General features: G+C 66.5%; 23 protein-coding genes and 7 tRNA genes. 11 read left to right on the top strand and 19 right to left on the bottom strand.

What is annotated here, in order from left to right:
- Positions 1-260: 260 nt before the first annotated feature.
- Positions 261-346 (bottom strand) — tRNA-Leu (locus AC5P7R_RS05515).
- A gap of 132 nt (positions 347-478) precedes the next feature.
- On the opposite strand from AC5P7R_RS05515, the gene AC5P7R_RS05510 reads away from it, so the two are divergent.
- Entirely contained in the window at positions 479-859 is a 381-nt protein-coding gene (locus AC5P7R_RS05510; protein WP_021204524.1) for a response regulator, read from the top strand.
- 10 nt (positions 860-869) lie between these two features.
- Here the strand turns inward: AC5P7R_RS05510 and AC5P7R_RS05505 are convergent, their stop codons facing one another.
- Positions 870-1,826 carry an SOS response-associated peptidase family protein gene (locus AC5P7R_RS05505; protein ID WP_019660251.1) on the bottom strand — a complete coding sequence of 319 codons (957 nt, stop codon included), beginning with the start codon at positions 1,824-1,826 and terminating at the stop codon, positions 870-872.
- Between the two features lie 77 nt (positions 1,827-1,903).
- Between AC5P7R_RS05505 and AC5P7R_RS05500 the strand changes: the two genes are divergently transcribed.
- On the top strand, positions 1,904-2,320 hold the full coding sequence (locus tag AC5P7R_RS05500) for a GNAT family N-acetyltransferase (RefSeq protein ID WP_019660250.1): 417 nt from the start codon (positions 1,904-1,906) through the stop codon (positions 2,318-2,320).
- Between the two features lie 140 nt (positions 2,321-2,460).
- Here AC5P7R_RS05500 and AC5P7R_RS05495 read toward each other — a convergent pair.
- From AC5P7R_RS05495 to AC5P7R_RS05465, 7 genes are all read right to left on the bottom strand, one after another.
- Positions 2,461-2,536, bottom strand: a tRNA-Glu gene (locus tag AC5P7R_RS05495).
- A gap of 47 nt (positions 2,537-2,583) precedes the next feature.
- A tRNA-Ala gene (locus AC5P7R_RS05490) sits at positions 2,584-2,659 on the bottom strand.
- A 46-nt stretch (positions 2,660-2,705) separates the two neighbouring features.
- A tRNA-Glu gene (locus tag AC5P7R_RS05485) sits at positions 2,706-2,781 on the bottom strand.
- A gap of 48 nt (positions 2,782-2,829) precedes the next feature.
- Positions 2,830-2,905 (bottom strand) — tRNA-Ala (locus tag AC5P7R_RS05480).
- 184 nt (positions 2,906-3,089) lie between these two features.
- Positions 3,090-3,165: transfer RNA gene (locus AC5P7R_RS05475), tRNA-Glu, on the bottom strand.
- 54 nt (positions 3,166-3,219) lie between these two features.
- Positions 3,220-3,295, bottom strand: a tRNA-Ala gene (locus tag AC5P7R_RS05470).
- Between the two features lie 89 nt (positions 3,296-3,384).
- The gene (locus AC5P7R_RS05465; RefSeq protein WP_207050008.1) at positions 3,385-3,798 is read right to left on the bottom strand and encodes a heavy metal-responsive transcriptional regulator; all 414 of its coding nucleotides are present in this window, start codon (positions 3,796-3,798) and stop codon (positions 3,385-3,387) included.
- A 184-nt stretch (positions 3,799-3,982) separates the two neighbouring features.
- Here AC5P7R_RS05465 and AC5P7R_RS05460 point away from each other — a divergent pair, with 184 nt between their 5' ends.
- The 8 genes from AC5P7R_RS05460 (at position 3,983) to AC5P7R_RS05425 (ending at position 13,996) form a co-directional block, all read left to right on the top strand.
- Complete coding sequence (locus AC5P7R_RS05460) at positions 3,983-5,050, top strand: GlxA family transcriptional regulator (protein ID WP_019660248.1); 1,068 nt, start codon at positions 3,983-3,985, stop codon at positions 5,048-5,050.
- 80 nt (positions 5,051-5,130) lie between these two features.
- Positions 5,131-5,934, top strand: coding sequence for a TlpA disulfide reductase family protein (locus AC5P7R_RS05455; protein WP_021204509.1), 804 nt, complete (start codon positions 5,131-5,133; stop codon positions 5,932-5,934).
- Between the two features lie 30 nt (positions 5,935-5,964).
- On the top strand, positions 5,965-6,807 hold the full coding sequence (dsbG, locus tag AC5P7R_RS05450) for a thiol:disulfide interchange protein DsbG (RefSeq protein WP_134730743.1): 843 nt from the start codon (positions 5,965-5,967) through the stop codon (positions 6,805-6,807).
- A 513-nt stretch (positions 6,808-7,320) separates the two neighbouring features.
- Positions 7,321-8,769 carry a DcaP family trimeric outer membrane transporter gene (locus tag AC5P7R_RS05445; RefSeq protein ID WP_227853792.1) on the top strand — a complete coding sequence of 483 codons (1,449 nt, stop codon included), beginning with the start codon at positions 7,321-7,323 and terminating at the stop codon, positions 8,767-8,769.
- A 76-nt stretch (positions 8,770-8,845) separates the two neighbouring features.
- The gene (gene adiC, locus AC5P7R_RS05440) at positions 8,846-10,198 is read left to right on the top strand and encodes an arginine/agmatine antiporter (protein WP_021204506.1); all 1,353 of its coding nucleotides are present in this window, start codon (positions 8,846-8,848) and stop codon (positions 10,196-10,198) included.
- A gap of 20 nt (positions 10,199-10,218) precedes the next feature.
- Positions 10,219-12,507, top strand: coding sequence for an Orn/Lys/Arg family decarboxylase (locus AC5P7R_RS05435; protein ID WP_227853793.1), 2,289 nt, complete (start codon positions 10,219-10,221; stop codon positions 12,505-12,507).
- A gap of 28 nt (positions 12,508-12,535) precedes the next feature.
- Positions 12,536-13,438, top strand: a complete 903-nt coding sequence (locus AC5P7R_RS05430; protein WP_019660242.1) for a cation diffusion facilitator family transporter — start codon at positions 12,536-12,538, stop codon at positions 13,436-13,438.
- A 123-nt stretch (positions 13,439-13,561) separates the two neighbouring features.
- The gene (locus AC5P7R_RS05425) at positions 13,562-13,996 is read left to right on the top strand and encodes a RidA family protein (protein WP_019660241.1); all 435 of its coding nucleotides are present in this window, start codon (positions 13,562-13,564) and stop codon (positions 13,994-13,996) included.
- Here AC5P7R_RS05425 and AC5P7R_RS05420 read toward each other — a convergent pair.
- The 9 genes from AC5P7R_RS05420 to AC5P7R_RS05380 all read right to left on the bottom strand — a co-directional run bounded on the left by AC5P7R_RS05420 (position 13,993) and on the right by AC5P7R_RS05380 (position 21,886).
- Positions 13,993-14,706 carry an energy transducer TonB family protein gene (locus AC5P7R_RS05420; protein WP_134730737.1) on the bottom strand — a complete coding sequence of 238 codons (714 nt, stop codon included), beginning with the start codon at positions 14,704-14,706 and terminating at the stop codon, positions 13,993-13,995. The two genes, AC5P7R_RS05425 and AC5P7R_RS05420, sit on opposite strands and share 4 nt — an antisense overlap.
- Positions 14,699-15,499 carry a ChaN family lipoprotein gene (locus AC5P7R_RS05415; RefSeq protein ID WP_111099241.1) on the bottom strand — a complete coding sequence of 267 codons (801 nt, stop codon included), beginning with the start codon at positions 15,497-15,499 and terminating at the stop codon, positions 14,699-14,701. Before AC5P7R_RS05415 ends, AC5P7R_RS05420 begins: the two co-directional genes overlap by 8 nt.
- Positions 15,486-17,957 carry a TonB-dependent receptor gene (locus AC5P7R_RS05410; RefSeq protein ID WP_134730733.1) on the bottom strand — a complete coding sequence of 824 codons (2,472 nt, stop codon included), beginning with the start codon at positions 17,955-17,957 and terminating at the stop codon, positions 15,486-15,488. Before AC5P7R_RS05410 ends, AC5P7R_RS05415 begins: the two co-directional genes overlap by 14 nt.
- Before the next feature lie 64 nt (positions 17,958-18,021).
- The gene (locus AC5P7R_RS05405) at positions 18,022-18,948 is read right to left on the bottom strand and encodes a FecR family protein (RefSeq protein ID WP_010485002.1); all 927 of its coding nucleotides are present in this window, start codon (positions 18,946-18,948) and stop codon (positions 18,022-18,024) included.
- Positions 18,945-19,454, bottom strand: a complete 510-nt coding sequence (locus AC5P7R_RS05400; RefSeq protein WP_134730729.1) for an RNA polymerase sigma factor — start codon at positions 19,452-19,454, stop codon at positions 18,945-18,947. The genes AC5P7R_RS05405 and AC5P7R_RS05400 overlap by 4 nt, the downstream gene beginning before the upstream one ends.
- A gap of 124 nt (positions 19,455-19,578) precedes the next feature.
- Positions 19,579-20,085: a hypothetical protein gene (locus tag AC5P7R_RS05395; protein WP_134730727.1), complete on the bottom strand. Its 507-nt coding sequence runs from the start codon at positions 20,083-20,085 to the stop codon at positions 19,579-19,581.
- Between the two features lie 108 nt (positions 20,086-20,193).
- Complete coding sequence (locus AC5P7R_RS05390; protein ID WP_134730725.1) at positions 20,194-20,418, bottom strand: hypothetical protein; 225 nt, start codon at positions 20,416-20,418, stop codon at positions 20,194-20,196.
- Positions 20,415-21,116 (bottom strand): glutamine amidotransferase, encoded by a 702-nt coding sequence (locus AC5P7R_RS05385; protein WP_019660234.1) that lies wholly within the window; start codon positions 21,114-21,116, stop codon positions 20,415-20,417. Before AC5P7R_RS05385 ends, AC5P7R_RS05390 begins: the two co-directional genes overlap by 4 nt.
- Positions 21,113-21,886, bottom strand: a complete 774-nt coding sequence (locus tag AC5P7R_RS05380) for a YggS family pyridoxal phosphate-dependent enzyme (RefSeq protein ID WP_010485014.1) — start codon at positions 21,884-21,886, stop codon at positions 21,113-21,115. The genes AC5P7R_RS05385 and AC5P7R_RS05380 overlap by 4 nt, the downstream gene beginning before the upstream one ends.
- Positions 21,887-21,962: 76 nt before the next feature.
- Between AC5P7R_RS05380 and ptsJ the strand changes: the two genes are divergently transcribed.
- Complete coding sequence (ptsJ, locus tag AC5P7R_RS05375; protein ID WP_134730721.1) at positions 21,963-23,249, top strand: MocR-like B6 salvage transcription factor PtsJ; 1,287 nt, start codon at positions 21,963-21,965, stop codon at positions 23,247-23,249.
- 102 nt (positions 23,250-23,351) lie between these two features.
- Here ptsJ and AC5P7R_RS05370 read toward each other — a convergent pair whose 3' ends face one another.
- The gene (locus AC5P7R_RS05370) at positions 23,352-23,858 is read right to left on the bottom strand and encodes a hypothetical protein (protein WP_019336451.1); all 507 of its coding nucleotides are present in this window, start codon (positions 23,856-23,858) and stop codon (positions 23,352-23,354) included.
- Between the last annotated feature and the right edge of the window lie 11 nt (positions 23,859-23,869).

The following is a 23,869-nucleotide window of genomic DNA, read 5'->3' as shown; positions in this document are numbered from 1 at the left end:
TGGCGCGGAGCCTGTGCCGCGGGCGTTCATCCAGAAGGCACGGGTGTCCCCACGCGGTCGAGGGTGCAGCCCCGCTTGGCCACGCCCGGCAGTGAGAAGCAGCGCGACCAGGGCGTCGTGTCATCCGCGTGAGGTGGACGCAGCCGTGCGGTCGGGATCTCGGGGAGCGAGGGCAGGGCGGGCGTTGGCATCGATCCCAGTTCCGGCGCCCGGCACTGGAAATGCAGAAGGCCAGGTCAGGGACCTGGCCTTTGATGCAGTGGTGCCGGTGAAAGGACTCGAACCTTCATGGGGTTACCCCCGGCTGATTTTGAGTCAGCTGCGTATACCATTCCGCCACACCGGCAGGCAGCATGCGAGTGTAACCGAGGTCGGCAGGGCTTTCATAGAGGCAAGGCCAATCGGGGCGCTTCCTGTCGGCATCGGCTCTGTGGTGGCTATACTGCGCCGGCTTGAATGCCTCCAGGAGCGGTGCCGGATGACAGTGTTGCAGGACCTGAGGGTGCTGGTGGTCGAGAACGACGAGATGAGCGCAGCCTTGCTGCAGATGCAGCTGGTGCATGCCGGCGCGACCGTGGTCGGGTTGGCGGCGAGCGTGGCTGAAGCATTGCGCATGCTGGAAGACTCGGCCCCGGATGTGGCCCTGCTGGACTATCGCCTGGCCCGCAACGAGACCAGCGAGCCAGTGGCGGCAGCATTGTCGGCACGCGGCGTACCATTCGTGCTCGCCACCGGAATGCTGGCTGAGCAGCTGCCCGAGTCGATGCTGGCCGGAGTACTGCTGGTCAAGCCGTATCTGTCGGCGGATCTGACCAGGGCGCTGGCCCGTGCGGTGGGTCGTTCCAGCGCAACGGCGTGAGAACGGCGCTTCAGCCAGCCTCCTCGTACACGTAGCGGATGTCCTCGCGGTCGTCGAGGACGCGGTACTGCCCGGCCAGGTTGTCCGGATCGGGATTGAGCCACGCATCCAGATGCTCCCTGCGGATCGGTATCACGCCGCGATCGTGACCTGCGGCGGCGACATCGCGTGGCGGGGTGTCGGTGATCGTGGCGAACGAGAGCAGGCGGCCTTCCGGTCCCTCCCATTCCGCCCAAAGGCAGGCCAGCAGCAGGTCACGTGGCGGATCGGGGCGGAACTCGAGCACCACGTCCTGTTCCTTCTCGTCGGCACCCAGCATCCGGCCGGCGATGGCATGGCGTGGGACGTGCTCATAGAACGCCTGCACCACCACGACGCCGTGGCGCAGGCCAAACGCACCGCGCCAATAGCCTTCCAGGCTGTCGCGCCTGGCGTTGTAGGTGCCGGGGTACAGGACATCGTTGCGCGCCGTCTTGTCCGGCAGCCGGCATTGGTAGCGCATCGGCTTGATCACGCGTTTGCCGCCATCGCTGACCATGACCGGTGCATAGGTGCCGGGAAAGATGCGGTTGTCGCGTGGCAGCAGCTGCACCCGGTGCAGGTCTTCCAGTCGGGCTTGCGCGCGGCCGATGCGGTTGCCGGCCACGCGCAGGTCGTTGCGGGCTTTCTGGGTGGGGCGGGTCGCCAGCGTGGCATTGGCGATATCGCGTCGCTCGCGCTGGCGGGCCAGTTCCGCTTCCAGTTGCTGCCGTTCCTGCGCATGCCACTGCTGGATTTTCGCGACGATATCGCGGCCCTGCTCGGTGCGCGCGCCGGCAAAGCCGTCGTCCATGGCCTTCGGGGTCTTCGGTCGCTTCTTGCCGGGATCGTGCGCGTACAGCTCGGCGAACTCTTCCAGCGACAGGATGGCACCGAATTCGCGCACCAGCTTGGCGTAGTCGGCGCGGATCAGGGCGGAGTAGCACATGGGAACTCTGCGGGCGTGGGTCGCAGCGGCTGCGACATGGATAAGGCAGGATAGCCCGACCTACAGGGAGATAGCGCATGAATGATTCCGTCGCCTGCCAGTTCCGCGACGCCGTGCCCACGGTTGAAGACTATTGCCAGCTGCGTGTACTGGCGGGCCTCAGTGCCAAGAGCCAGGAGGCGGCGGCACGCGCGCTGCCCAATACCCTGTATGGCGTGTGTGCCTACCAGGGCAACGAGCTGGTGGCGATGGGACGCATCGTCGGCGATGGCGGCTGCCACCTGCAGGTCTGCGATATCGCCGTGTTGCCGCGCCTGCAGGGGCAGGGCCTGGGCAAGGAGGTGATGCGTCGCCTGGATGGTTGGATGCAGGCCAACCTGCCGCCATCGGCATATGTCAGCCTTCTGGCAGATGGCGAAGCGCACCGTTTGTACGCGCGGTTTGGTTTCGCTCCCACCGCGCCTGCATCGATCGGGATGTACCGGCGGTTCTGAAGGCGGGTGGCGGTGAGGGCATCCACGCATGGCGTGGACCTGCCCGGGCCCTGCAGTAGATCCACGCCATACGTGGACAGGGCCTTCCCAGGAATCACAGGCAAAGAAAAACCCCGACCAGGGTCGGGGTTTTCAAGAATTGGCGTCCCCACGGGGATTCGAACCCCGGTCGCCACCGTGAAAGGGTGATGTCCTAGGCCTCTAGACGATGGGGACGCACGAAAACTTCAAGTTGTAGATGCTTCGACGGCCTAATGTCGAAGTGGTGGAGCCAAGCGGGATCGAACCGCTGACCTCCTGCATGCCATGCAGGCGCTCTCCCAGCTGAGCTATGGCCCCAGTGAAACTCCGGATGATCTGCCGGGAGCAGAGTCCGTTTTGAAACTGGCGTCCCCACGGGGATTCGAACCCCGGTCGCCACCGTGAAAGGGTGATGTCCTAGGCCTCTAGACGATGGGGACGCACGAAAACTTCAAGTTGTAGAACCTTCGACGGCCTAATGTCGAAAGTGGTGGAGCCAAGCGGGATCGAACCGCTGACCTCCTGCATGCCATGCAGGCGCTCTCCCAGCTGAGCTATGGCCCCGTGTTACCGAGCCGCCTATCATACCTGCGTGTTCACCTTTGTGGAAGCTTTTTTCGAGCTTTTTTCGTTTCGGTTCAACCGCGGCCACGGGGGCAGGGGAACCGCTACGCCACAACCTGAATGCCGGTAGGCGGTGAACAAAAAAGACCCGGTTATCGGCCGGGTCCTCATTGTTCGTGATGAGTGGCGTCCCCACGGGGATTCGAACCCCGGTCGCCACCGTGAAAGGGTGATGTCCTAGGCCTCTAGACGATGGGGACGCAATTCTCATCAATGTTCTTTAGCGACCTTTCGACGGCCTAATGCCGAAAGATTGGTGGAGCCAAGCGGGATCGAACCGCTGACCTCCTGCATGCCATGCAGGCGCTCTCCCAGCTGAGCTATGGCCCCACGTCGCTGAGGAGCGAAATAATAGCCTCGCCACAGGGGGTTGGCAAGCATTTGTTGCACTTTTCTTCACGCGCGTTGCGACGCCGATATCAGTCCGCTGTCGCCTGCGCAGCGTCGTCGGTCAGCGCCGCCAGGATTGGGCACTGGTCCAGTGTGCCGTGGCCGGGGCAGGCGTCGACCAGCTGCGAAAGTGCGGTGTGCATGCGTTGCAGCTCCGTCATTCGCTGTGAGATGTCCTCCAGGCGTGCCTGCGCGGTATCGCGCACGCTGGCCATGTCCTGTGAGTGGTGATCGCTCAGTGCGAGCAGATCGCCGATCTCTTCCAGGCTGAAGCCCAGTGCCTTGGCGCGGCGGATGAATCGCAGCCGGCGCAGGTCCTGCTCGCCGAAGATGCGGTAACCGCCCGCCGAGCGGGCAGCGGTCGGCAGCAGCTGCTGCCGTTCGTAGTAGCGCACCGTATCGATCGGCACGCCCGCCTGGCGGGCCAGTTGTCCAATGTTCATGGCGGATTCCTGCGGATGCTGCCGGTCATTTTGAAGGATGGAGTCTGGTCGAGAGTCAAGGCTGGGTCCGGGTGCGCGCATTCAGGGCACTTTGCAACTTTCTTCATAGCCCCGCCGCTGGCCCAGTTCCTACCCTTCGCCTGAACCGGCCGTTCGATGGCCTGCAACGAAGCGAGGAGGGGCTGTGGAAGGATTCAGGAACGAAGGATTCGTCGAGATCGCGGTGGTCGAGTACCCCGGAGGTGATCCGTCCGCCGCCTCCGTTCTGGCCGAAATGGCGCACGTTGCCAATCGCCTGGCCCAGCAGCAGCGTCGGCCGTTCAAGCGGGTGCTGGTCACCCGCTGGATCGTGCCGGCCAGCCAGACCGGTGTGCATCGTATTGCCGGTGCGGAAATGCTTGATGCGGCCATTCCGGCCGTGATTGCGGTTCCCGGCCAGATCAGTGCCGGCGCGTGCCTGCGCGCGGACGAGGTCCTGCTGGACTGGCTGCGCGCACACTACGACGGCGGCAGCCTGCTGGCCGCTGCCAGTGATGGCGTCAGCGTGCTCGCACGGGCAGGGTTGCTGGCGGGACGCACGGTCAGTGGCCCCGATCTGGGGCGCCATCCAGGCCTGCTGGCGCAGGCAGCGAGCTGGGTGCCGAGCGAGCGGGCACTGGTGGATGACGGCGACCTGCTGACGGTCGGTGGGGTCCAGGCCTGGCGCTTCCTGGGGCTGCGCCTGCTGTACCGGCTGCATGGGCAGGGCGTGGCCAGCGCGGTCGCGCAGCAACTGGGCATCACCGTGCCCGCCACGATCCAGCAGGATCTTGAACGCTTCAGTGCCAACTTCGCACATGGCGATCGTGATGTGTTGAAGGCGCAGCGCTGGCTGCACACCACGGCCGCACGCGGCGCCACGCTTGCCGCGATCTGCGAGGTTTCCGGGCTGGAGCCGCGCACGCTGCAGCGGCGGTTCCTCAAGGCCACCGGCCTGCGGCCGATCGAATACTGCCAACGGCTGCGCATCGCCAAGGCCCAGACCCTGTTGCAGCAGGGAGCAGGCATCGACGAGGTGGCCTGGGGCGTCGGCTACGCTGACCAGAGTGCTTTCCGCAGGTTGTTTCTACGCATCGTGGGCATGACGCCAGCCAACTATCGGCGTCACGTCAACAGCAAGCGCCGCGAGCGGCCGTTGATGCCATCGGTGGCGGGCAGCCTGCGTGGGCTGCAATCGCCGTCGGTGATGCAACACGGGCGAAGCGCGGCCTGACGGCGCCAACATCGTCGCGCTTGCAACCGGGGCGCGACACTTCGACCATGCAGTCAGTGGACGATTGAACAGGTGGTTTGATGTCGAGCGTTGGGCCGGTGCCGATGCCGGTGGTGTTGATTCTCGCGTGCGTTTTGCTGGCGATGGCTGTGGCTCGCCTGTGGTCACGCAGGAAGGACGGCATGCCGCTGCCTTCTGCACCCAGCATGGTTCTGGACATGTTGCTGGTCGGCCTGCTGTGCGGCCGCATCAGTTTCGTAGCCTTGAACTTCACGCTGTACCGCGAGGCGCCGTGGGGCATTCTGCAGATTGCCGATGGCGGTTATCACCTGGTGATCGTCCTGGTTGCGGGATTGGCATGGGGGCTGTGGCGACTACGCCCGTGGCGGGCGTTACGCATGCCCGTGCTGGGCGCGTCGTTGGCAGGGGTGCTGCTGTGGGCGGGTGGCAGCCAACTGCTGTCCGCATGGCAGGCGCGGCAGATGCCCCTGCCAGCAGTGCAGGTTGCTGACCTGGAGGGGGGCAGGGTTGATCTGCAGCAGTTCCGTGGCAAGCCACTGGTGTTGAACCTCTGGGCCAGCTGGTGTGGTCCCTGCCGACGCGAGATGCCGGTATTGGCAGCCGCGCAGGAGGCGCATGCGGAGGTGCAGTTCGTGTTCCTCAATCAGGGTGAAACCCTCGACGAGGTCCAGGGTTTTGTTGCGCGCGAACGCCTTATGCTGGACAACGTATTGCTGGACGGCGACGCTGCGGCTTCTACGGCGCTGGGCGTGCAGGCCTATCCCTCGACCCTGTTCTTCGACGCGGAAGGGCGCCTGCGAGAGCTGCACCTCGGCGAACTGACGGCAGCCGGTCTTGAACACAAACTGCGTCGGCTGCGGTAGCCTGCGCGGGCATCTCACTACGGAGTTCCCATGTTGTCGACTTCCCTGCGCGCCGCCCCCGCGGTGCTGTTGCTGCCGGTCCTGCTGGCATTGGCCGCCTGCAGCCAGGCACAGACGCCGCCGGGCAAGAGCGCTGCGCCACCGGCCGCGAGCGCCGCAGCTGCTGCCAACAAGGGCGACCGCCCTGCGGTGCTGAAGGGCATCGAGAAGCACGGTTTCGAGGTCGTTGCCGAGTTCGATGCCCCCGAAGGCCTGCGGGGCTTCGCTGGCGTGGTCGGTGGCCAGCAGCCGGCGGCGGCCTATGTCACTGCCGATGGCAAGCACGTACTGGTCGGCAGTCTGTTCGACGCGGAAGGCAATGATGTAGCCGCAGAGGCGGTTGAGAAGCTGGTCGCCTCGCCGATGTCCGCCAGGATGTGGAGCAAGCTGGAAGCCAGCGCGTGGGTGCCTGACGGCAAGGCCGATGCGCCACGCGTGGTCTACACCTTCAGCGATGCCAATTGCCCTTACTGCCACAAATTCTGGGAGGCGGCGCGTCCGTGGGTGGATGCAGGCAAGGTACAACTGCGCCACATCATGGTCGGCGTCATCCGTGAGGACAGTCCGGCCAAGGCGGCAGCGATCCTCTCCGCGCGTGACCCGAGCGCGGCCCTGCTTCAGAACGAGCACCAGTTCGACCGTGGCGGCATCAAGGCCCTGCCGAGCATCAGCCGCGACATCGCGGGCAAGCTCGACGCCAACCAGGTGCTGATGGTCGAGATGGGGTTCCAGGGCACGCCGGGTATCCTGTTCCAGGATGCGCAGGGCCAGGTGCAGCGCCGCGCCGGTCTGCCGCAGGGGGATGACCTGCAGACGGTGCTCGGCCCGCGCTGATCTGAGCCTGCATCATGATGTCGACCACAGGCCCGCATGGTGACGTGCGGGCCTGTTGCGTTCCAGGCCCCAGGCGAACACAACTGCTTGCGCATGGGCTGTTCGTCGTCACGGCTGAATCGTGACTGAGATCAAACATCACGCCTTGATTCCAATCAAGGCCAAAAACGACATGCGGACTAGCCTGCGACGCATGGAATACAGCGTCAACGCGCCATGGATGCCGCGCCGCGGCTGCCCGGATGCGGGCAGGTCGGCACAGCCATTCACGACACTCTCACTCCCTGATTGTTACCCAGACTGCTGCGGTCGCCATCTCTCTGGCTGCGCGGCCTTGATGGAAGCGACATGGATAGAGGCAGGGCAGTGTCATTGTCCTGTTGTCTGCCGCGTGCAGGCTGACTGGTGTCGTCGACGCAGTACCCGCATTTCCAGCAACGGCAACGCGAGGCCAGGGCGGCGCATGCGTGCGCTCCGGAACCGTGATGCGAGTGTTCGTCCGGGGAGGATGCAATGCGTATGGCGGTACTGAATCTGGCATGTCTTGGGGCACTGGCGGTCATGCCGGCGTACGCGCAACAGGGTGATGAGCAGGATGCGCAGGCACTGCGGCGTGAGATTGCCGCCATGCGCCAGGCGCTGGAAGGCATGCAGCAGCGGTTGGATCGGCTGGAGCAGCGGGATCATGCGCCTGTCCAGGCGCAGCCGCAGGCACAGGCGAAGCCCGGAGCGTTATCTTTCGCCCCCACAGCGGCCACGACGGGGGTGATCCATCCCACCCAGGTGCCGGGTGTCGCCCAGCCCGTATTGCCACAACGCGATTCGGTCGCCGATCCATCCACGGCGGCATCGCGACCGGACAGTGCCGCGGGCCCAACCGATCCCGATCTGAAGGGGTTCTTTGCCATTCCCGGCACTGATACGGTGATCCGCATCGGCGGCTATGCCAAGTTGGATGCCATCGCGGATTCCCGCGCAGCCGGTGACGAGGACCAGTTCATTCCTTCGTCGATGCCGGTCGGTGGCAGCCACCGTGACGTGTCCAACTTCAACATCCACGCCAAGCAGACCCGCTTCAGTTTCGAGGCGCGGCGCCCGACCACGCACGGCAACCTCCGCTTCTACCTGGAAAACGACTTCTTCGGCAGCAGCGATGGCTACGAATTCCGCCTGCGTCACGCCTATGGCCAGCTCGGCAACACCTATGCCGGCTATGGCTATTCCAGTTTCATGGATCCGGACAGCCTGCCCGACACGCTGGATTTCGCTGGTCCAGGCGGCGCGGGCTATCTGCTGGTGGCCGGCATCCACCACAGCTTTGCGCTGGGCAAGGGCAACACCCTGACCGTCGCCGCCGAAGATCCGAAGACCGAACTTGCCGGTGCCAGCGAAGAGCGCGCTGCAGTGAACCGTCTGCCGGACGTGACCGTCACTGCGCGCATGGAACGCGACTGGGGCCACCTGCAACTGGGCGCAGTGGCACGCAGCCTGGCATACGACGGTGACAACGAGCGCGACCGGCGCATGGCTGGCGGCGTGCAGTTGAGCGGCTCGGCGTCGGTGGGCGAGCGCGACCTGCTGTTGTTCGGTGCGCTGGGAGGGCGCGGTCTCAGCCGCTATACCGCCGACCTGACCGGCTCCGGGCTGGACGCGGTGGTCGGTGCCGATGGCCGCCTCGACGCGTTGGACCTGCACGGCGGCTTCGTCGGCTATACCCACTACTGGTCCGAGCTGTGGCGATCGAACCTGATCTTCGGCCAGCTGACCCTGGAGCGGAATGCCGCACTGGCGGCCGATGCCTTCCGGCAGAGCCGGTACGGCGTATTCAACCTGATCTGGAGCCCCGCGCCGTCGTGGACGATGGGCATGGAGCTGCTGTACGGCCGCCTGGAACAGCAGGCCGGCGCACGCGGCGACACGGTCCGGGTGCAGGGTAGCCTGCAATACAACTTCATCAAATAGGCGCCAGCGGTCGTAAGCCAGCGCAACCGTCCCCACGCCCGGTGCTGCCGGGCTCATGCCAGTACCGGAGATCGTCATGGCAGAAGCAAAGAAAATCGGGGTGGTCGGAGCCACCTTCCTCGTCGCCGGCAACATGATGGGCTCAGGCGTGTTCCTGCTGCCGTCCAGCCTGGCCAAGATCGGTACCGCCTCGATCTGGGGCTGGCTGATCACCACCGCCGGTGCGCTGCTGCTGGCCTTCGTGTTCGCCAAGCTGGGCAAGCTCGCCCCAAAGGCGGGCGGTCCCTATGCCTACGCGCGCGACTGGTTCGGGCCGTACATGGGCTTCCAGACCAACACCATCTACTGGTTCGCCAACTGGATCGGCAACGTCGCCATCCCGATCGCGGCGGTGGGCTATTTCAGCTATTTCTTCCCGATCCTGTCCGAGCCACTGGTGCGTTGCATCGCGGTACTGGTGCTGGTGTGGGCACTGAGCTTTGCCAACGTGATCGGCCCGGCCTTCGTCAGCCGCGTGCAGACGGTCACCACCAGCTTTGCGTTGGTGCCGATCCTGGGCATCGCCATTTTCGGCTGGTTCTTCTTCGATGCCGACATCTTCAAGGGCGCCTACAACGTGTCTGGCGAGTCGAACTTCGGTGCGATCTCGAGCGCCGCGGCACTGACCCTGTGGGCCTTCATCGGCGTCGAGTCTGCATCGGTGACTGCCGGTGTGGTCGAAAATCCGGAGAAGAACGTCGCCCGCGCGACGCTGGCCGGCGTGTTCCTGGCTGCCATCGCCTACATCGCCAGTTCGTCGGTGATCATGGGCATGGTGCCGAACGCGGAACTGCAGGTGTCCGACGCACCGTTCGCGTTGGCCGCGGCCAAGGCCGTCGGTGGCTGGGGCGGTGCACTGGTCAGCCTGTGCGCGTTCATCGGCGCGGCCGGTTCGCTGGGTGGCTGGATCCTGCTGACCGCGCAGAGTGCCAAGGCGGCCTCCGATGATGGCCTGTTCCCGAGCATCTTCAGCAAGACCAACAAGGACGACGTGCCGGTCAAGGGCGTGCTGATCGTGGCCGTGCTGATGACCCTGGCAGTGCTGGTCACCTCCACCTCGGAAACCGCATCGGCCCAGTTCGACGTGATCACGTCGGCGGCGGTGGTGCTGACCCTGCTGCCCTACATCTACTCGTGCGTGGCCTGCTACTTCGTGGTCGAGCGCTCGCACACCCTGGTCCACACCGGTGCGTTCTGGACGCTCACCAGCCTGACCGTCGTGTACTGCCTGTGGGCGATCTACGGCTCGTCGGGAACCATCGTGCAGTACGCCTTCCTGTTCGTGCTGTTCATCACCGTGTTCTATCCCTTCTTCAGCGAGGAGCGCCGCCAGCAGCGGCAGCGCGCCCGCGAGGCATCGGCCATCAGCGCCGGCGCCCGGCATTCCTGAGTTCGACAAGGAGAATCGACGTGTACTTCAAGTCCCTGGACTATCCGGTCATTGTCATCGACAACGACTACGAGTCGCCGCGCATCGGCGGCATCCTGATCCGTGCGCTGGTGGAAGAGCTGCGCAGCAATGACCAGCGCGTGCTGTGCGGGCTGAACCTGGATGATGCCCGGGCCGGCGCCCGCACCTACGTGGCGGCCTCGGCGGTGCTGATCTCGATCGACGGCAGTGAAGAGGTGGATGGCGAGTTCCAGCGCCTGACCGCTTTCCTGCGCGAGCAGAGCGCGCGCCGCGCCAACCTGCCGGTGTTCCTGTACGGCGAGCGCCGCACCATCGAGAAGGTGCCGAGCAAGCTGCTCAAATACATCCACGGCTTCATCTTCCTGTTCGAAGACACCAAGAGCTTCATCTCGCGGCAGGTGATGCGCGCGGCCGAAGACTACATGAAGAACCTGCTGCCCCCGTTCTTCAAGGCGTTGATCCACCATGCGGCCGAGTCGAACTACTCCTGGCACACGCCGGGCCATGCCGGCGGTGTGGCGTTCACCAAGTCACCGGTGGGCCGTGCATTCCACCAGTTCTACGGTGAGAACACCCTGCGCAGCGATCTGTCGATCTCGGTGCCGGAGCTGGGCTCACTGCTTGATCACACCGGCCCGATCAAGGATGCCGAGGAAGAGGCGGCGCGCAACTTCGGTGCCGACCATACCTTCTTCGTCACCAATGGCACCTCCACCGCCAACAAGATCGTCTGGCATGGCACGGTGGCGCGCGGCGACGTGGTGTTCGTCGACCGCAACTGCCACAAGTCGCTGCTGCATGCGTTGATCATGACCGGCGCGGTACCGGTGTACTTCACCCCCAGCCGCAATGCACACGGCATCATTGGCCCGATCAGCCTGGATCAGTTCACGCCGGAATCGCTGCAGGAGCGCATCGCCGCCAATCCGCTGGCCAGCAAGGCCTATCAGGCTGGCTCCAAGCCGCGCATCGCGGTGGTGACCAACTCGACCTACGACGGCCTGTGCTACAACGCCGAGAAGATTGCCGACGAAATCGGCAGCGCGGTCGACTTCCTGCATTTCGACGAAGCCTGGTACGCCTACGCCGCGTTCCATCCTTTCTACGAGAACCACTACGGCATGGCCAAGGGCAAGCCGCGTGAGCAGGATGCGATCATCTTCACCACGCATTCCACCCACAAGCTGCTGGCGGCGTTCTCGCAGGCGTCGATGATCCACGTGCGCAACTCGGCGCAACGGAACCTGGATGCCGAGCGGTTCAACGAGTCGTTCATGATGCATACCTCGACCAGCCCGCATTACGGGGTGATCGCGGCCTGTGACGTGGCCTCGAAGATGATGGAAGGCGATGCCGGCCGCTCGCTGGTGCAGGAAATGCATGACGAGGCGATTGCCTTCCGCCGCGCGATGCTGCATGTCCGCGATGACCTGGGGCGCGACGACTGGTGGTTCAGCGTATGGCAGCCGACCAGGCTCGAGCGCAGTCTGGACAAGGGCGATACGCCGGCGCCGATGGTGGCCAAGCGCGAAGAGTGGTACCTGCAACCGGACGCACACTGGCACGGCTTCGAGAACCTGGTCGACGACTATGTGCTGATCGACCCGATCAAGGTGACCCTGCTGACCCCAGGCCTGGCGATGGACGGCAGCATGGGCAAGCTGGGCATCCCTGCGGCGGTGCTGAGCAAGTTCCTGTGGGGCCGCGGCATTACCGTGGAGAAGACCAACCTGTACTCGGTGCTGTTCCTGTTCTCGATGGGCATCACCAAGGGCAAGTGGAGCACGCTGGTCACCGAACTGATGGCATTCAAGGAACTGTATGACCGCAACGCGCCGCTGAGCCAGGCACTGCCCACGCTGGCGGCTGATTATCCGAACGCGTACGCCGGTTGGGGCCTGCGCGACCTGTGCGACGCGCTTCATTCGTTCAACCAGGAATTCGCCGTGGCCAAGGTGATGCGCGAGATGTACGTGGATCTGCCGACACCGGTGATGACCCCGGCCGACGCCTACAACCACCTGGTGAAGGGCGAGATCGAGCGGGTCGATATCGAGCAGATCAGTGGCCGTATTGCGGCGACCATGCTGGTTCCGTACCCGCCGGGCATCCCGACCATCATGCCGGGTGAGCGCTTCGGCGACAGCGACGAGCCGATCATCCAGTCGCTGCGCATCGCCCGTGAGCAGAATGCGCGCTTCCCCGGCTTCGAGTCGGATGTGCACGGGCTCATCATCGAGCACGACGGCGACGTGACCTCGTACAAGGTGGAGGTGCTGAAGGCCTGACCGGCGACGGTCGGCCCTTCGGCGAACGATGGATACCGCGCGCGAGCAACGCATCCTGAAGTTCTCGATCGGGGTCACCATCGCGGTCAGCGTGGTCGGCTTCAGCGGTGGCCTGCTGGTGGGATCGCAGGCCATCCTGTTCGACGGCGTGTACAGCCTCGTCGACGTTGCGTTGACCCTGGTGTCGCTGTCGGTACTGCGGCTGGTGGCGCGGGAACAGAGCCCGCGCTTCCAGTACGGCTACTGGCACCTGGAACCGATGGTCGAGGCACTGGGCGGGGTGATCCTGTCGCTGGCCTGCGTGTATGCGCTGGCCAACGCCGTGATCGGCTTGACCACGGGCGGGCACGAGGTGAAGTTAGGGCCCGCGCTGTGGTGGGCGGCATTGCTGAGTGCCAGCAACCTGGCGATGGCGGCGTTCGTCGCCCAGCGGGCGCGGCGCCTGCGCTCGGCGCTGTTGTGGCTGGATGTACGGGGCTGGCTGCTGGGTGGGTTGATGAGCCTGGCGGTAGTGCTGGCCTTCATACTGGCCCTGGTCCTGCATGGCGGTGAGTGGCACCACTGGGTGCCGTATCTGGATTCGATCGTGCTGGCGTTGATCAGCCTGGCGGTATTGCCGGTCCCGGCGCGCAGCGCGTGGAAGGCCATGCGTGAAGTGCTGCAGGTTGCGCCGGACGATCTGGACCGGCGCGTGCAGCAGGTGATGCAGGCGTTCGTGGCCGAGCGTGGCTACCTCGGTTTCACCAGCCACGTGGCGAAGATGGGGCGGATGCGCTTCATCGAGATCCATGTGCTGGCTGATCCGGCCACGCCGCTCGGCTCAGTGGGGGAGGTCGATGCGATGCGCGACGAGATCGCCGTGCGGCTGGATGCGCGGGGCAGCACGTTCTGGCTGACCATCGATTTCACTGCCGATCCGGCGTGGACGTGAGCCGGGATCTACACGTGGGCGCGATCGTTGCGCGTGGCGGACCGGTCTGTTGCACCGGATCTGTTTGACCTGAACCAATGTTGAGGTCGCAGACTGCCTCGCATCCCCCACGAGGCGCGCGGCATGAACCTGTTGACCACCCCGGGCCTCGGCCATGGCCTGCTGGAACTGTTCAATCCTGCGGGGCTTTACGATCCTTCGGCCAACGGCTACTCGCACGTGGCGGTGGTGCGCCTGCCCGCGCGGGTGATCCATATTGCCGGGCAGGGCGGTGAGGATGCCAATGGCCATCTCTCCCCCGGTTTCGAGGAACAGGTCGGGCAAGCGCTGGACAACCTGGAGATCGCGCTGCGGTCGGCGCAGGCAAGCCTGGCCGATGTCGCACGGTTGCGCATCCTGGTGGTGGACCACGACGAAGACCGGCTGGGCATCATCGCCCATCAGGTGCGGCGGCGCTGGCCGAACCGCTCGGCGCCCACCTGCACGCTGATCCCGGTGCCGCGGCTGGCGCTGGACGGCATGCTGTTCGAGATCGAGGCGGAGGCTTATGCCGCCTAGCGCAGGTAGTACTCCACCGGCACCACCAGCTCCTGCGGTGCCTTCAGTTCATCGGGAATGGGCGGCAGCGGCTGCGCGCGACGGAAGGTCTGCAGCGCGGCGTCATCGAGCATCGGCTGGCCACTGGACTGCTCCAGCCGCAGCGCCAGCAGGCGACCTTCGCGGTCGATGCTGGCCCTGACCCACGCAGTGCCCTGCTGCCGGCGCGAGCGCGCGGCGGCAGGGTAGTAGCGGTAACGCTCCAGCCGCGCCATCAGGCGGGCTTCCCACTGGTCGCTGGCGGCGCCGGCCTGGAAGTCTGCCGGTGGCGCGTCTGGAGCGGGCGGCGCGGCCGTGATCGATGCCGGTGCGGGACTTGCATCGGTCGCGGCCGCAGGCGGGGCGACTGGCAGTGGCTGGCGGCCCGTCCCACCCGTTTCGCTGGCGGCCAGCTCTCCCTCGCGTGCCGCCGTAGGCTTGGGTGGCGGCGGCGACTTCGTGGGCTGCGAGGCGCGGGCCTGCTGCGCCTGGCTGGGGGTCTCGGCCTGGCGTTCCTCCACCGGTTGCGGCGGCGTGGCCGGTTCCAGCAGGCGCAGGCTGATGCGCACGTCCTGCTCGGGCGGCGGCAGCAATGGCGGCATCGCGACCCAGTGCACCAACAGCAGCAGTGGCAGCAGATGCAGGACGACGGTGATCGCGATCGCCTGCCAGTGTTGGCCACGCTCACTCATCGTCCAGCACCCACAGCAGATCGGCATCAGCTGCATCGACGGTTTCACCCGGTGAAGCCAATGCGATCACCAGCGCAGGCGTATCCTGTGACAGGTAGCCCGGTACCCCGGTACCGCGCAGTACATGCCAGCGACCTGCTACCAGCAGCGCTGGCGCGGGCGCATCGAGCAGCACCCGCGCCATGCGCGTATCGCGGGCCTGTTGCACGGCCAGCATCCCTTCCAGCATCGGTGCCGCGTCTGCGTGCTGGGCCAGCACCACCGCCGACAGGCGCTGGCGGGCAGCGGCCACCGGGAATCGCACGCCCTCGGTCGAGGTCAGCAGCGCGTTGACCTCGGCACGCGACAGGTTTCCGCCGAACAACGGCGTGCCTGCATCGGCAGCCTCCCGTACCAGCCCGCCATACGCGGCCCACGGCCAGCGCGTATCCCAGTCCAGCAGTTCCCGCAGGCGTGCACCTTCGGCCTGGTTGCCCTTGGCCAGCCAGCGCTGCACCCGCTGCAGGCGTGGCTGGCGCTGGCTGGCGATCATTTCCAGCACCAGTGAACCTTGCGGGCGCTGCCGCTGCAGGGCCTGCAGCAGCCAGCGCTGGGCGGCGTGGTCTCCGGCGAGATCATGGCGTTCACCCAGCAACAGCCGCTGGGCGTCCGCCGCGCGTGTCACGAATGCGGCTTCGTCCAGGTGCTGGCCAGTGGCCAGGTCGATCACTGTGCCGGGCACCGGCTGCGCGCCAGCCACCGCGGCCAGCGCGAGCAGGCATACGGGCAGCCAGCGACGGCTAGAACGCCACATTGACGCCCATCGAAACGGTGCGGCCACGGCCGTTGCCGCGGTCCAGGATCGGGCTGAAGATGCTGTCGATCGAGGCATTGTTGTCATAGGCCTTGTTCTGCAGGTTTTCGATGTTCAGCCACAGCGTGGTGTTGGCCTGGGGCTTGAAGCTCGCGTAGAAGTCCAGCAGCACGCCGGTGCCGCCGGTCTTGCGGGTCTGGAAGAAGTCGTAGCCTTCCTCGGTCGGCCCGGAGTACTCGGCGCGCAGGCCGGCCTGCACGCGCTGCTGCCACCAGCGGCCGCCCACGTCCAGCGTCCAGTAGCGGTCGGGCAGGGAGGTGATGTCTTCCAGGTTGACGAACTCGATGGCCGGCGCACTGGTGTGCGAGCGGGTCCAGCTGAGCGTGGTGTGGTAGTGCTCGCTGGCGTAATGCGCTTCCAGTTCGATACCGCGCATGCGCACCACGCCGGGGTGGTTCATCCAGCGCGTGGTGGTGCTGAAGTCGTCCACGTCCAGTGCATCGGTCCAGGCAGTGAGTTGCGGATCGCCGTCGATCGGCACCACGAACGGTTCCACTTCCGGCGGATGCACGATCAGCAGGTACTGCGGCTTGATGTAGTCGCGGATGCGGTTGTCGAAGCGGGTGACCCGCAGCTGCGCCAGGTCGCCGTCGACCAGCAGCGAGGAGGCGCTGAGGTTGGCGCCGAACTGCAGGTTGCGCGATCGCTCACGGCGCAGGAACGGGTTGGCGCCAACGCCATCGGCATCACTCATGCCTTCCAGCGGGATCTTCTCGAAGAACATCTCCTGCACGCGCGGCGGACGCGACGTCCGCGAGACCTCGGCGAACAGCTGCAGCCAGTCAGTGGCCTGCAGTGAAACCGCCAGGCTCGGGCTGAGTGCGCGCTCGCTGCGCCGCACGTCGATGTCGCCGCCATTGATCTCCGCGCACTGGCCGGGTACATCCGAGCACACCGGGATGTGGCCACGGATGCCGAAGCGGTCCTGGCGCAGGCCGGCAGTCAGCGCGTAGATGTCGTACTGCAGTTCCAGCGTGCTGAACACGCTGTCCAGCTGGCTGCGACCCTGCGGGTTGGCACCGCGCAGGATGGGCGTATCGGCCACATAGATGTCCGACTGGTGCTTGATGCCGGTGTTCCAGCGCGCCTGCAGTGCGCCGATGTCGAAGCGACTGGTGTTGTCGACGGTCCAGCTGCTCAGGCTGCTGTGGGTGCGGCGGCCGATGTAGCTTGAATCTTCCACCGGCGGATAGAACAGCCGGGTCTTGTTGCTCGCGAAGGTCGCACGCAGGTCGATCCATGGCGAATAGGGCGTGTACTGGTAGCTGGCGCGCTGGTTGCGCGCGGAAATCTGCCACGGGTAGTTGTGGTAGAAGTCGTTTTCGTAACGCATGTGGCTCAGGTCGAGCCGATGCTGGTCGCTGGGCTGCAGGCGTGCTTTCAGCAGCCAGCTGCTGGGCTGCTGGCTGCCGGGGTCGGCGCTGTTCTTCTGCCCACGCGCGGTCGCGTATTCGCTGCTGCGGCTGCTGCTGGCGGCGGCCAGCAGGCCGAACTGACGGTCGCCACCTTCTTCGCTGTGGCGCCATGCACCGGCGAAGGTGCGGCCGCTGCCATAGCCGTTGTTGCCATGGCGATAGCCGGCGCGCAGGCCCCAGTCACGGCCCTCACTCAGCAGATCGTCGATATCCAGGGTGCGGAAGTTGGCACTGCCAGCCAGCGTACCAGCGCCGTCACCGCCAGCGACCGCACCGCGCTGCACGTCCACACCGGCCAGCAGGAAGGGATCGACATAGGCGAACGGACCGCCCGAACCATGCCCGGCATTGTTGCGGAAGGTCTGGGTGACACCGTCGATCATGGTGTTGACCCGGCCGGCACCGGTCATGCCGCGGATGTTGACCTGCAGGCCCGGCTGGCTGCGCGAATGGAAGCTGTGGGTGCCGGGCATCGAGCGCAGCAGGCTGTTGCCTTCCTGGCGTTCGGCCATCGCCACGCGCTCGCTGCCGACCGAGGGCGCAAAGCCATCGCGGGTGGCCGGTACATACTGGCTGGCGCCGCCCCCCGGTGCCTGGCCGTGCGCGGTAGTGCCCTGCACCCGCAGCGGGCCGGTGCGACGGCTGCCATCGGCGCGTTCAGCCGGCGCCGGTTCCAGGGCGGCGCGGCGCGCATCGACGAAGCGCGGTCGCAGGCCGCTGCCTGCCAGCAGGCGCGACAGGGCCTGCGCATCGTCGAAGTCACCGCGCAGAGCAGGGGCCGAATGCCCGGCAGGCAGCGCCGCGCCTATCACCAGGTCGACACCGGTCAGCCGGCTGTAGGCGTCCAGCGCGGCCGCCAGCGGCTGGGCGGGCAGATCGTAGGTGCGTGTGGCGGTCTGTGCGTGGGCACTGCCGGGCAGCAGCGGAAGGGCGCTGGTGCAGGCCAGCGACAGGGCAAGGACAAGGGGGCGGGGGCACAGCATCGGGGGCTCCAGGGGCTGACGCAGAACGTCGTCATCCTGGATAGACGCCGTCGCAGGCCGGATGTCAGGGTCCATCACGCTGCTCCCTGCGTGGCGGCAGCCACACCTGTATGCCCGCGCCGAGGCGCAGCACGCGCACCTGCAGTTGCGTGGCCAGCTGGTCGCGATTGCTGGCTGCACCGTCGGCACTGCCGAGCAGGGTGACCGGCTGCTGGCGCAGCTGCTCGCCGACGACCCACGTATGCCCGCCATGCCAGCGGTCCAGGCCCTGCGTGACGTCGGCCAGCGGGGCCGAGACCCAGTGCAGGCGCCGCTCGCGCCAGGCCAATGTTCCGGGGGCAGCCGTTGTTGCATGGGCTGTTGCCTGCCCATCGAAGCGCAGCTGCTCGCCGTCGTCGGCCAGCATGCTGACGTTGCCGCTGTCCACGCGCACGCGATGCTCGGTAACGGTGACCACGCTGCTGTTGCCCTGCACGGCAAGGTCGAATGCGGTCCCCAGTGCAGTGACGGTGCCCTGTGGGGTGTGTACCTGGAAGGGCCGGTCGGCATCGGCGGCGACCTGGAACCAGGCCTGGCCGCGCTGCAGCTGGAGCTGGCGGCGCTGCCCATCGATGCGCACCTTCACTTCGCTGCCAGGTGACAGCAGGACATGCGAACCATCCGGAAGAGTTTCCTCGCGGATCTCGCCAGCGGCCGTACGCAGTACCTGTGCCACGGGTGGCGAGGCATGGCGGCTGTAGAGACCCAGCGCGCACAGCAACAGAACCGCAATGCCGGCTTCGCGCAGGCGACGGCGTTGCCTGCGCTGCTGCTGCCGCTGCAGGCTGGGCGTCGCCGCACCGGCCTGCCACAACTCCTGCAGGTGCAGGTACTGCGCCGCATGGCGTGGATCGGCCCGGCACCATTGCTCGAACGCGTTCTCATCGCGGTCGCCGTCGTGCGCATCCAGCCACCAGCGTGCAGCTTCGCGTGCAATGGTCTCCTGGCTCATGCGCCCGGCACCTGCTGCAACGCGACCAGGGCGCGCAGCAGATGGCCGTGCGCGGTCTGCCGGCTGATCCCCAGCTGGCGCCCGATCTCGGCCAGCGCCAACTGTTCCACACGGGCCAGCAGGAACACCTGGCGCGAGCGTGGTGGCAGCGCGGCGATGATCGCGTCGAGGTGGCGCAGTTGTTCGGCGTCGAGCAGTCGCTGCTCGGGCAGCGGCGCAGGATCGGCGATGGCATTCAACTGCGTGTCATCCAGCACCTCTTCGCGACGGCGCTGGCGTTGCCGGTAGTGATCGGCGATCAGGTTGTGGGCGACGCGGTACAGGTAGGCGCGGCCATTGCTCAGCAGGCCACTGGCGGCGATTCTGACGACGCGCAGCCAGGTCTCCTGGACGACATCATCGGCGTCGCTGCGTTGCGGGAGTTTACGGCGGACATGGGCGTGCAGCGGCTGGTAGTGGGCCGCGCACAGCTGCGCGACATCCGTCGGTTCGACAGGCGTGGACACGGGGCGGGCGACAACTGGGAAAGGGAACAGCCCGCGGCGGCAAGGGCAGCGGCTGCACCTTACAGCAAAAGAGAATCATTTGCATCTATGGCATGAGGCGCAGCATGCATGGGCCGCCGCAGCGTCAGCGCGGGCGGTAGTCGCAGTGGATCTGCAGGGCTTCGGTGGGGTTGCGATGCAGTTCGAAGCCGCAATGCTGCAGGCTGCGCTTCACCCGCGCGACCGCTTCGGCATGATGGGCGATGCGACGATCCTGCCAGCGCGGTGGGGTGAACACGCCCAGGGGCAGCAGCCGCAGCCGCTTGCCGTGCAGTACCAGTGAGACATCGATATGACGGCCATCAATGTCGTGGCCGTTGGTACCGAAGATGGCATCGATCTCATCGCGGCGCTGCGGGTAGCAGGTGCGGAACACTGCAATGCCGAGCCGTCGCACTACGCGGCGGAAGCCGCCGAGACGGCTGTGGCCGGGTTCGAAGCCACGAGTGAGCAGCAGGCGCAGCCCGGCAGGCAGCATTGCCTGCGCGTCGAGCAGGCGTTGCAGTACCTCTTCTTCCAGTTGGATGCGGGTGGAGGGCCAGCGCGGGGCGATGAGCAGTCCGTGGTGGCTGCCGCGTTGCAGGGTCAGCATCCGTGAAGCTTCGCACGCGGGCGAACAGCCAGGGTAGTGCCGGCCGCTGGCCGGCAAACCTGTTCTCCCGTCGGATGCCGACCAGCGGGCGGCACTACCATCGTCGGGTCAGATGTCGCGGTACTGGATCTGCGAAGCCAGTACGCGCAGGCCATCGGCATTGCTGGACAGGATGCGCTCTTCGCTGACCCCTTTCTGCCGTTTCAGCTGGAAGCCCTGATCGGCAGGCAGCTGTGCGGCGATGGCGTCCATGCGTTGCAGGGCATCGGGGCCGCTGCAGTCGAAGTGACCCCAGTAGGCACCATCGCGGTGGATCTGCAATCGGTAGTTCATTGTGGTGTCTCCGGCAGGTCCTGCAGCCAATGGTCGAACATCGCGGTGGCGGCCGCAGCCAGTGGTGCGCCATAGCGACGCGCCTGCGCGCGAAGGTCGTTGGGATCGATGCCGGCCTGGGCCAGCTCCAGCGTGTGGCCGATCAGCCAACGCTCGAACTGGCGGGCGTCCAGTTCCGGATGGCATTGCAGGGCCAGTGCGTGGCTGCCGATGGCGAATGCCTGGTGACGGCAGGCCGGCGTGCTGGCCAGGCGGCGTGCACCGGCCGGAAGTTCGAACGCTTCACCATGCCAATGCAGTACCGGAATGCCCTGCAGGGACTGCAGCGGAGAACGCTGGCCTTCATCGGTCAGCAGCAGTGGCGCAAAGCCGATTTCCTTGCCACCACTGGGAGCGACACTGGCACCGAGTGCCCGCGCCATCAGCTGTGCACCCAGGCAGATGCCGAGGGTGGGCCGCTGCCGCTGCAGCCGGCGCTGCAGCAGGGCAATGCTGTCGTTGACGAAGGGATAGGTCCCTGTGTCATTGGCACTGATGGGACCGCCCAGCACGACCAGCAGATCGGCGGTTTCGGCGCCATCGAGCACATCGACGCCGGCCTGCAGCACGTGCAGCTGCCAGCCCTGCGCCAGCAGCAACGGTTTCAGGGTGCCAAGGTCTTCAAAGGCAACGTGTTGCAGGACAACCGCGTGCTTCATGCCGGTGCTCCGCTGTTCGGCCAGTAGAAACTGTCCGGGGTGGCACGGGCACCGAAGATGGCCTGGCCGACGCGGACCACGGTGGCACCTTCCTCGATGGCCACTTCGAAATCACCGGACATGCCCATCGACAGCTGCGACAGGTCGAGGCCGGGCGGGGCGGTGCGCTGCAGCTGGTCGCGCAGTTCGCGCAGGCGCACGAAGCAGGCGCGCACGCGCTCGACATCGGGGGTGAAGATGGCCAGGGTCATCAGGCCGCGCACGTGCAGGCGATCGAAGGCCGGCAGCTGCTGCACGAAGGCCTCGACCGCGTCGGGCTCCAGGCCGTACTTGCTCGGTTCGGCCGAGGTGTTGACCTGCACGAATACATCCAGCGTGCGGTCTTCCAGTTGCAGGCGCTGCTGCAGGGCCTCGGCTACGCGCAGGCTGTCCAGCGCCTGGAACTCGCTGGCAAAGCGCGCCACGTAGCGCGCCTTGTTGGTCTGCAGATGGCCGATCACCGACCAGTGCACGCCCAGGTCGGCCATCGTTTCAGCCTTGCGTTGTGCCTCCTGCACCTTGTTCTCGCCCAGTTCGTGGCAGCCTGCGGCTACCGCCATGCGGATGCGGGCGTCATCGACGGTCTTGCTGACCGGCAGCAGGCGCACACTGGCCGGGTCCCGGCCGACGCGGGCGCAGGCATCGGCGATGCGTTGGCGCACCGTGACCAGGTTGGCGGCGATCTGTTCAACGGACTGGGCGACGGGCCAGTCGGCAGCGGCAAGGGGCATGCGGGCACCTCCAATGCAGGGTGGCCAGGGTGGGATACACTGGCACAGGACAAGAGATATTTTGGCATAGGACAAAATGAAAATCACCGGGCATAGCGCCGAGTCGATCTTCGACAGCATCCGCGACGGCATCGGCAAGGGCCGCCTGCAGGCCGGCAGCGTGTTGCCGCCGGTGCGTGAACTGGCCGAGCAGCTGGGAGTGAACCGCAACACCGTGGCTGCTGCCTACAAGCGCCTGGATGCGGCGGGCCTGGCCAGCACGGCGGGCCGCCGCGGCACGGTGGTGCGTGGCCTGCCGCCGCCGCTGGCGCGTGAAGGCAGTACGCCCGGGCTGGCCCTGCAGGACCTGGCCGGTGGCAACCCGGATCCACGCCTGCTGCCGAACCTGCGCCTGGCCCCGGCCGCACCACGGCTGTATGGCGTGGGCACGGTCGAACCGAGGTTGGAGGCGCTGGCACGCGCCTCGCTGGATGCGGACTGCCCCGCGGGTTATGCGCTGGAGCTGACCCATGGCGCGGTCGATGGCATTGAACGTCTGCTGGCGGCGTGGCTGCTGCCGGGGGATCGCATCGCGGTGGAGGATCCGTGCTTCCTCGGCAGCCTCAATGTGCTCAATGCCGTGGGCCACACGCCATTGCCGGTAGCGGTGGATGCGCATGGCATGCAGGTCGAATCACTGCGGCAGGCGCTGGAGGCCGGTGCACGCGCGGTGTTGCTGACCCCGCGGGCGCACAACCCGACCGGGGCCAGCCTGGATGCGAAGCGGGCGCGGGCGTTGCGGCAGCTGCTGGCGGCGTACCCGCAGGTAGCAGTGCTGATCGACGATCACTATGCGCTGCTCTCGCAGCAGGCCTATCACTCGGTGCTGCCGCTGGATGGCCGGCGCTGGGCGCTGCTGCGTTCGTTGTCCAAACCGCTCGGCCCGGACCTGCGGCTGGCCTGGCTGGCCTGCGATGAAGAGACCGCGATGCGGCTGCGGCTGCGATTGGCGTCCGGCACCGGCTGGGTCAGTCACCTGCTGCAGGATGCGGCGACCTCGGTGCTGTCGTCGGCAACGCAGCGGGCGAAGATCGCTTCGGCAGGTGAGCGTTACCAGCAGCGCCTGCGCTCGCTGCAGGAGTTGCTGCATGCGCGTGGCCTGCCGACACCGTTGCCGATGGAAGGATTGAACCTGTGGCTGCCGTTGCAGGCCGACAGCCATCCGCAGGTGCTGGCCCTGGCTTCGCGCGGATGGCATGTGCGCGCGGGCGAAGTGTTCGCGGTGGCAGCGCCGGGGCATGGCCTGCGCATCACCTGCGCTGCGCTGGGGGCAACGCAGCTGCGGCAGCTGGCGGATGACCTGGCGGCGGTGTTCGCTCTGTAGCGTCGAGCCATGCTCGACGTTGCTTCGCCTTTGTAGAGCCGAGCCATGCTCGGCTGCTGTTGATAGAAGCAGTCGAGCATGGCTCGACTCTACACAAGCAGATCAGGGCGCGGCGTTGGCGCCGGGACGCACGTAGTAGGACTGGCCGCTGTCATCAACGAACATCAGCTCCGGCTTGCCCTGCCAGGAGGTGAGCATGGCGCCGGTGTTGTTCTGGTGCTTGACCATCAGGCTGGCGCCGCGGTCCGGGTTGGCGACGACTTTGAATACTTCAGTGGTGCCGGTGGCATCGTCCAGGGTCAGCAGGGCTTCGCCGCCGCGGTCGCTGGTGCCGTAGCCGCCGCGTTCGGAACCATCGGGACCGAGCAGGATAAGGCCTGACAGGGCGGTGGCACGCGGCCCCTGGGTGCGGCCCTGGCTGAGCGGATCGGGAACCGGTGCGCCGAGGATCACCCGCGGCTGGCCGCTTGCATCGTGGATGACCAGCCCGCGCGCCTCGATGATGCGCTGTGGTGATTGGCTGCGATGCAGGCTCCAGGCGGTCCAGCCGGAAACCAGCAGGGCGAGGGTCGAGACCACCAGGGTGGTCAGCAGCAGCGCACGGGGCATCGGGTCGTCCT

The organism is Stenotrophomonas sp. YJH_SMC_27 (assembly GCF_059369815.1).
Note: the sequence above shows the minus strand (reverse complement) of the source record. Positions and strands in the feature narration are given on the sequence as shown.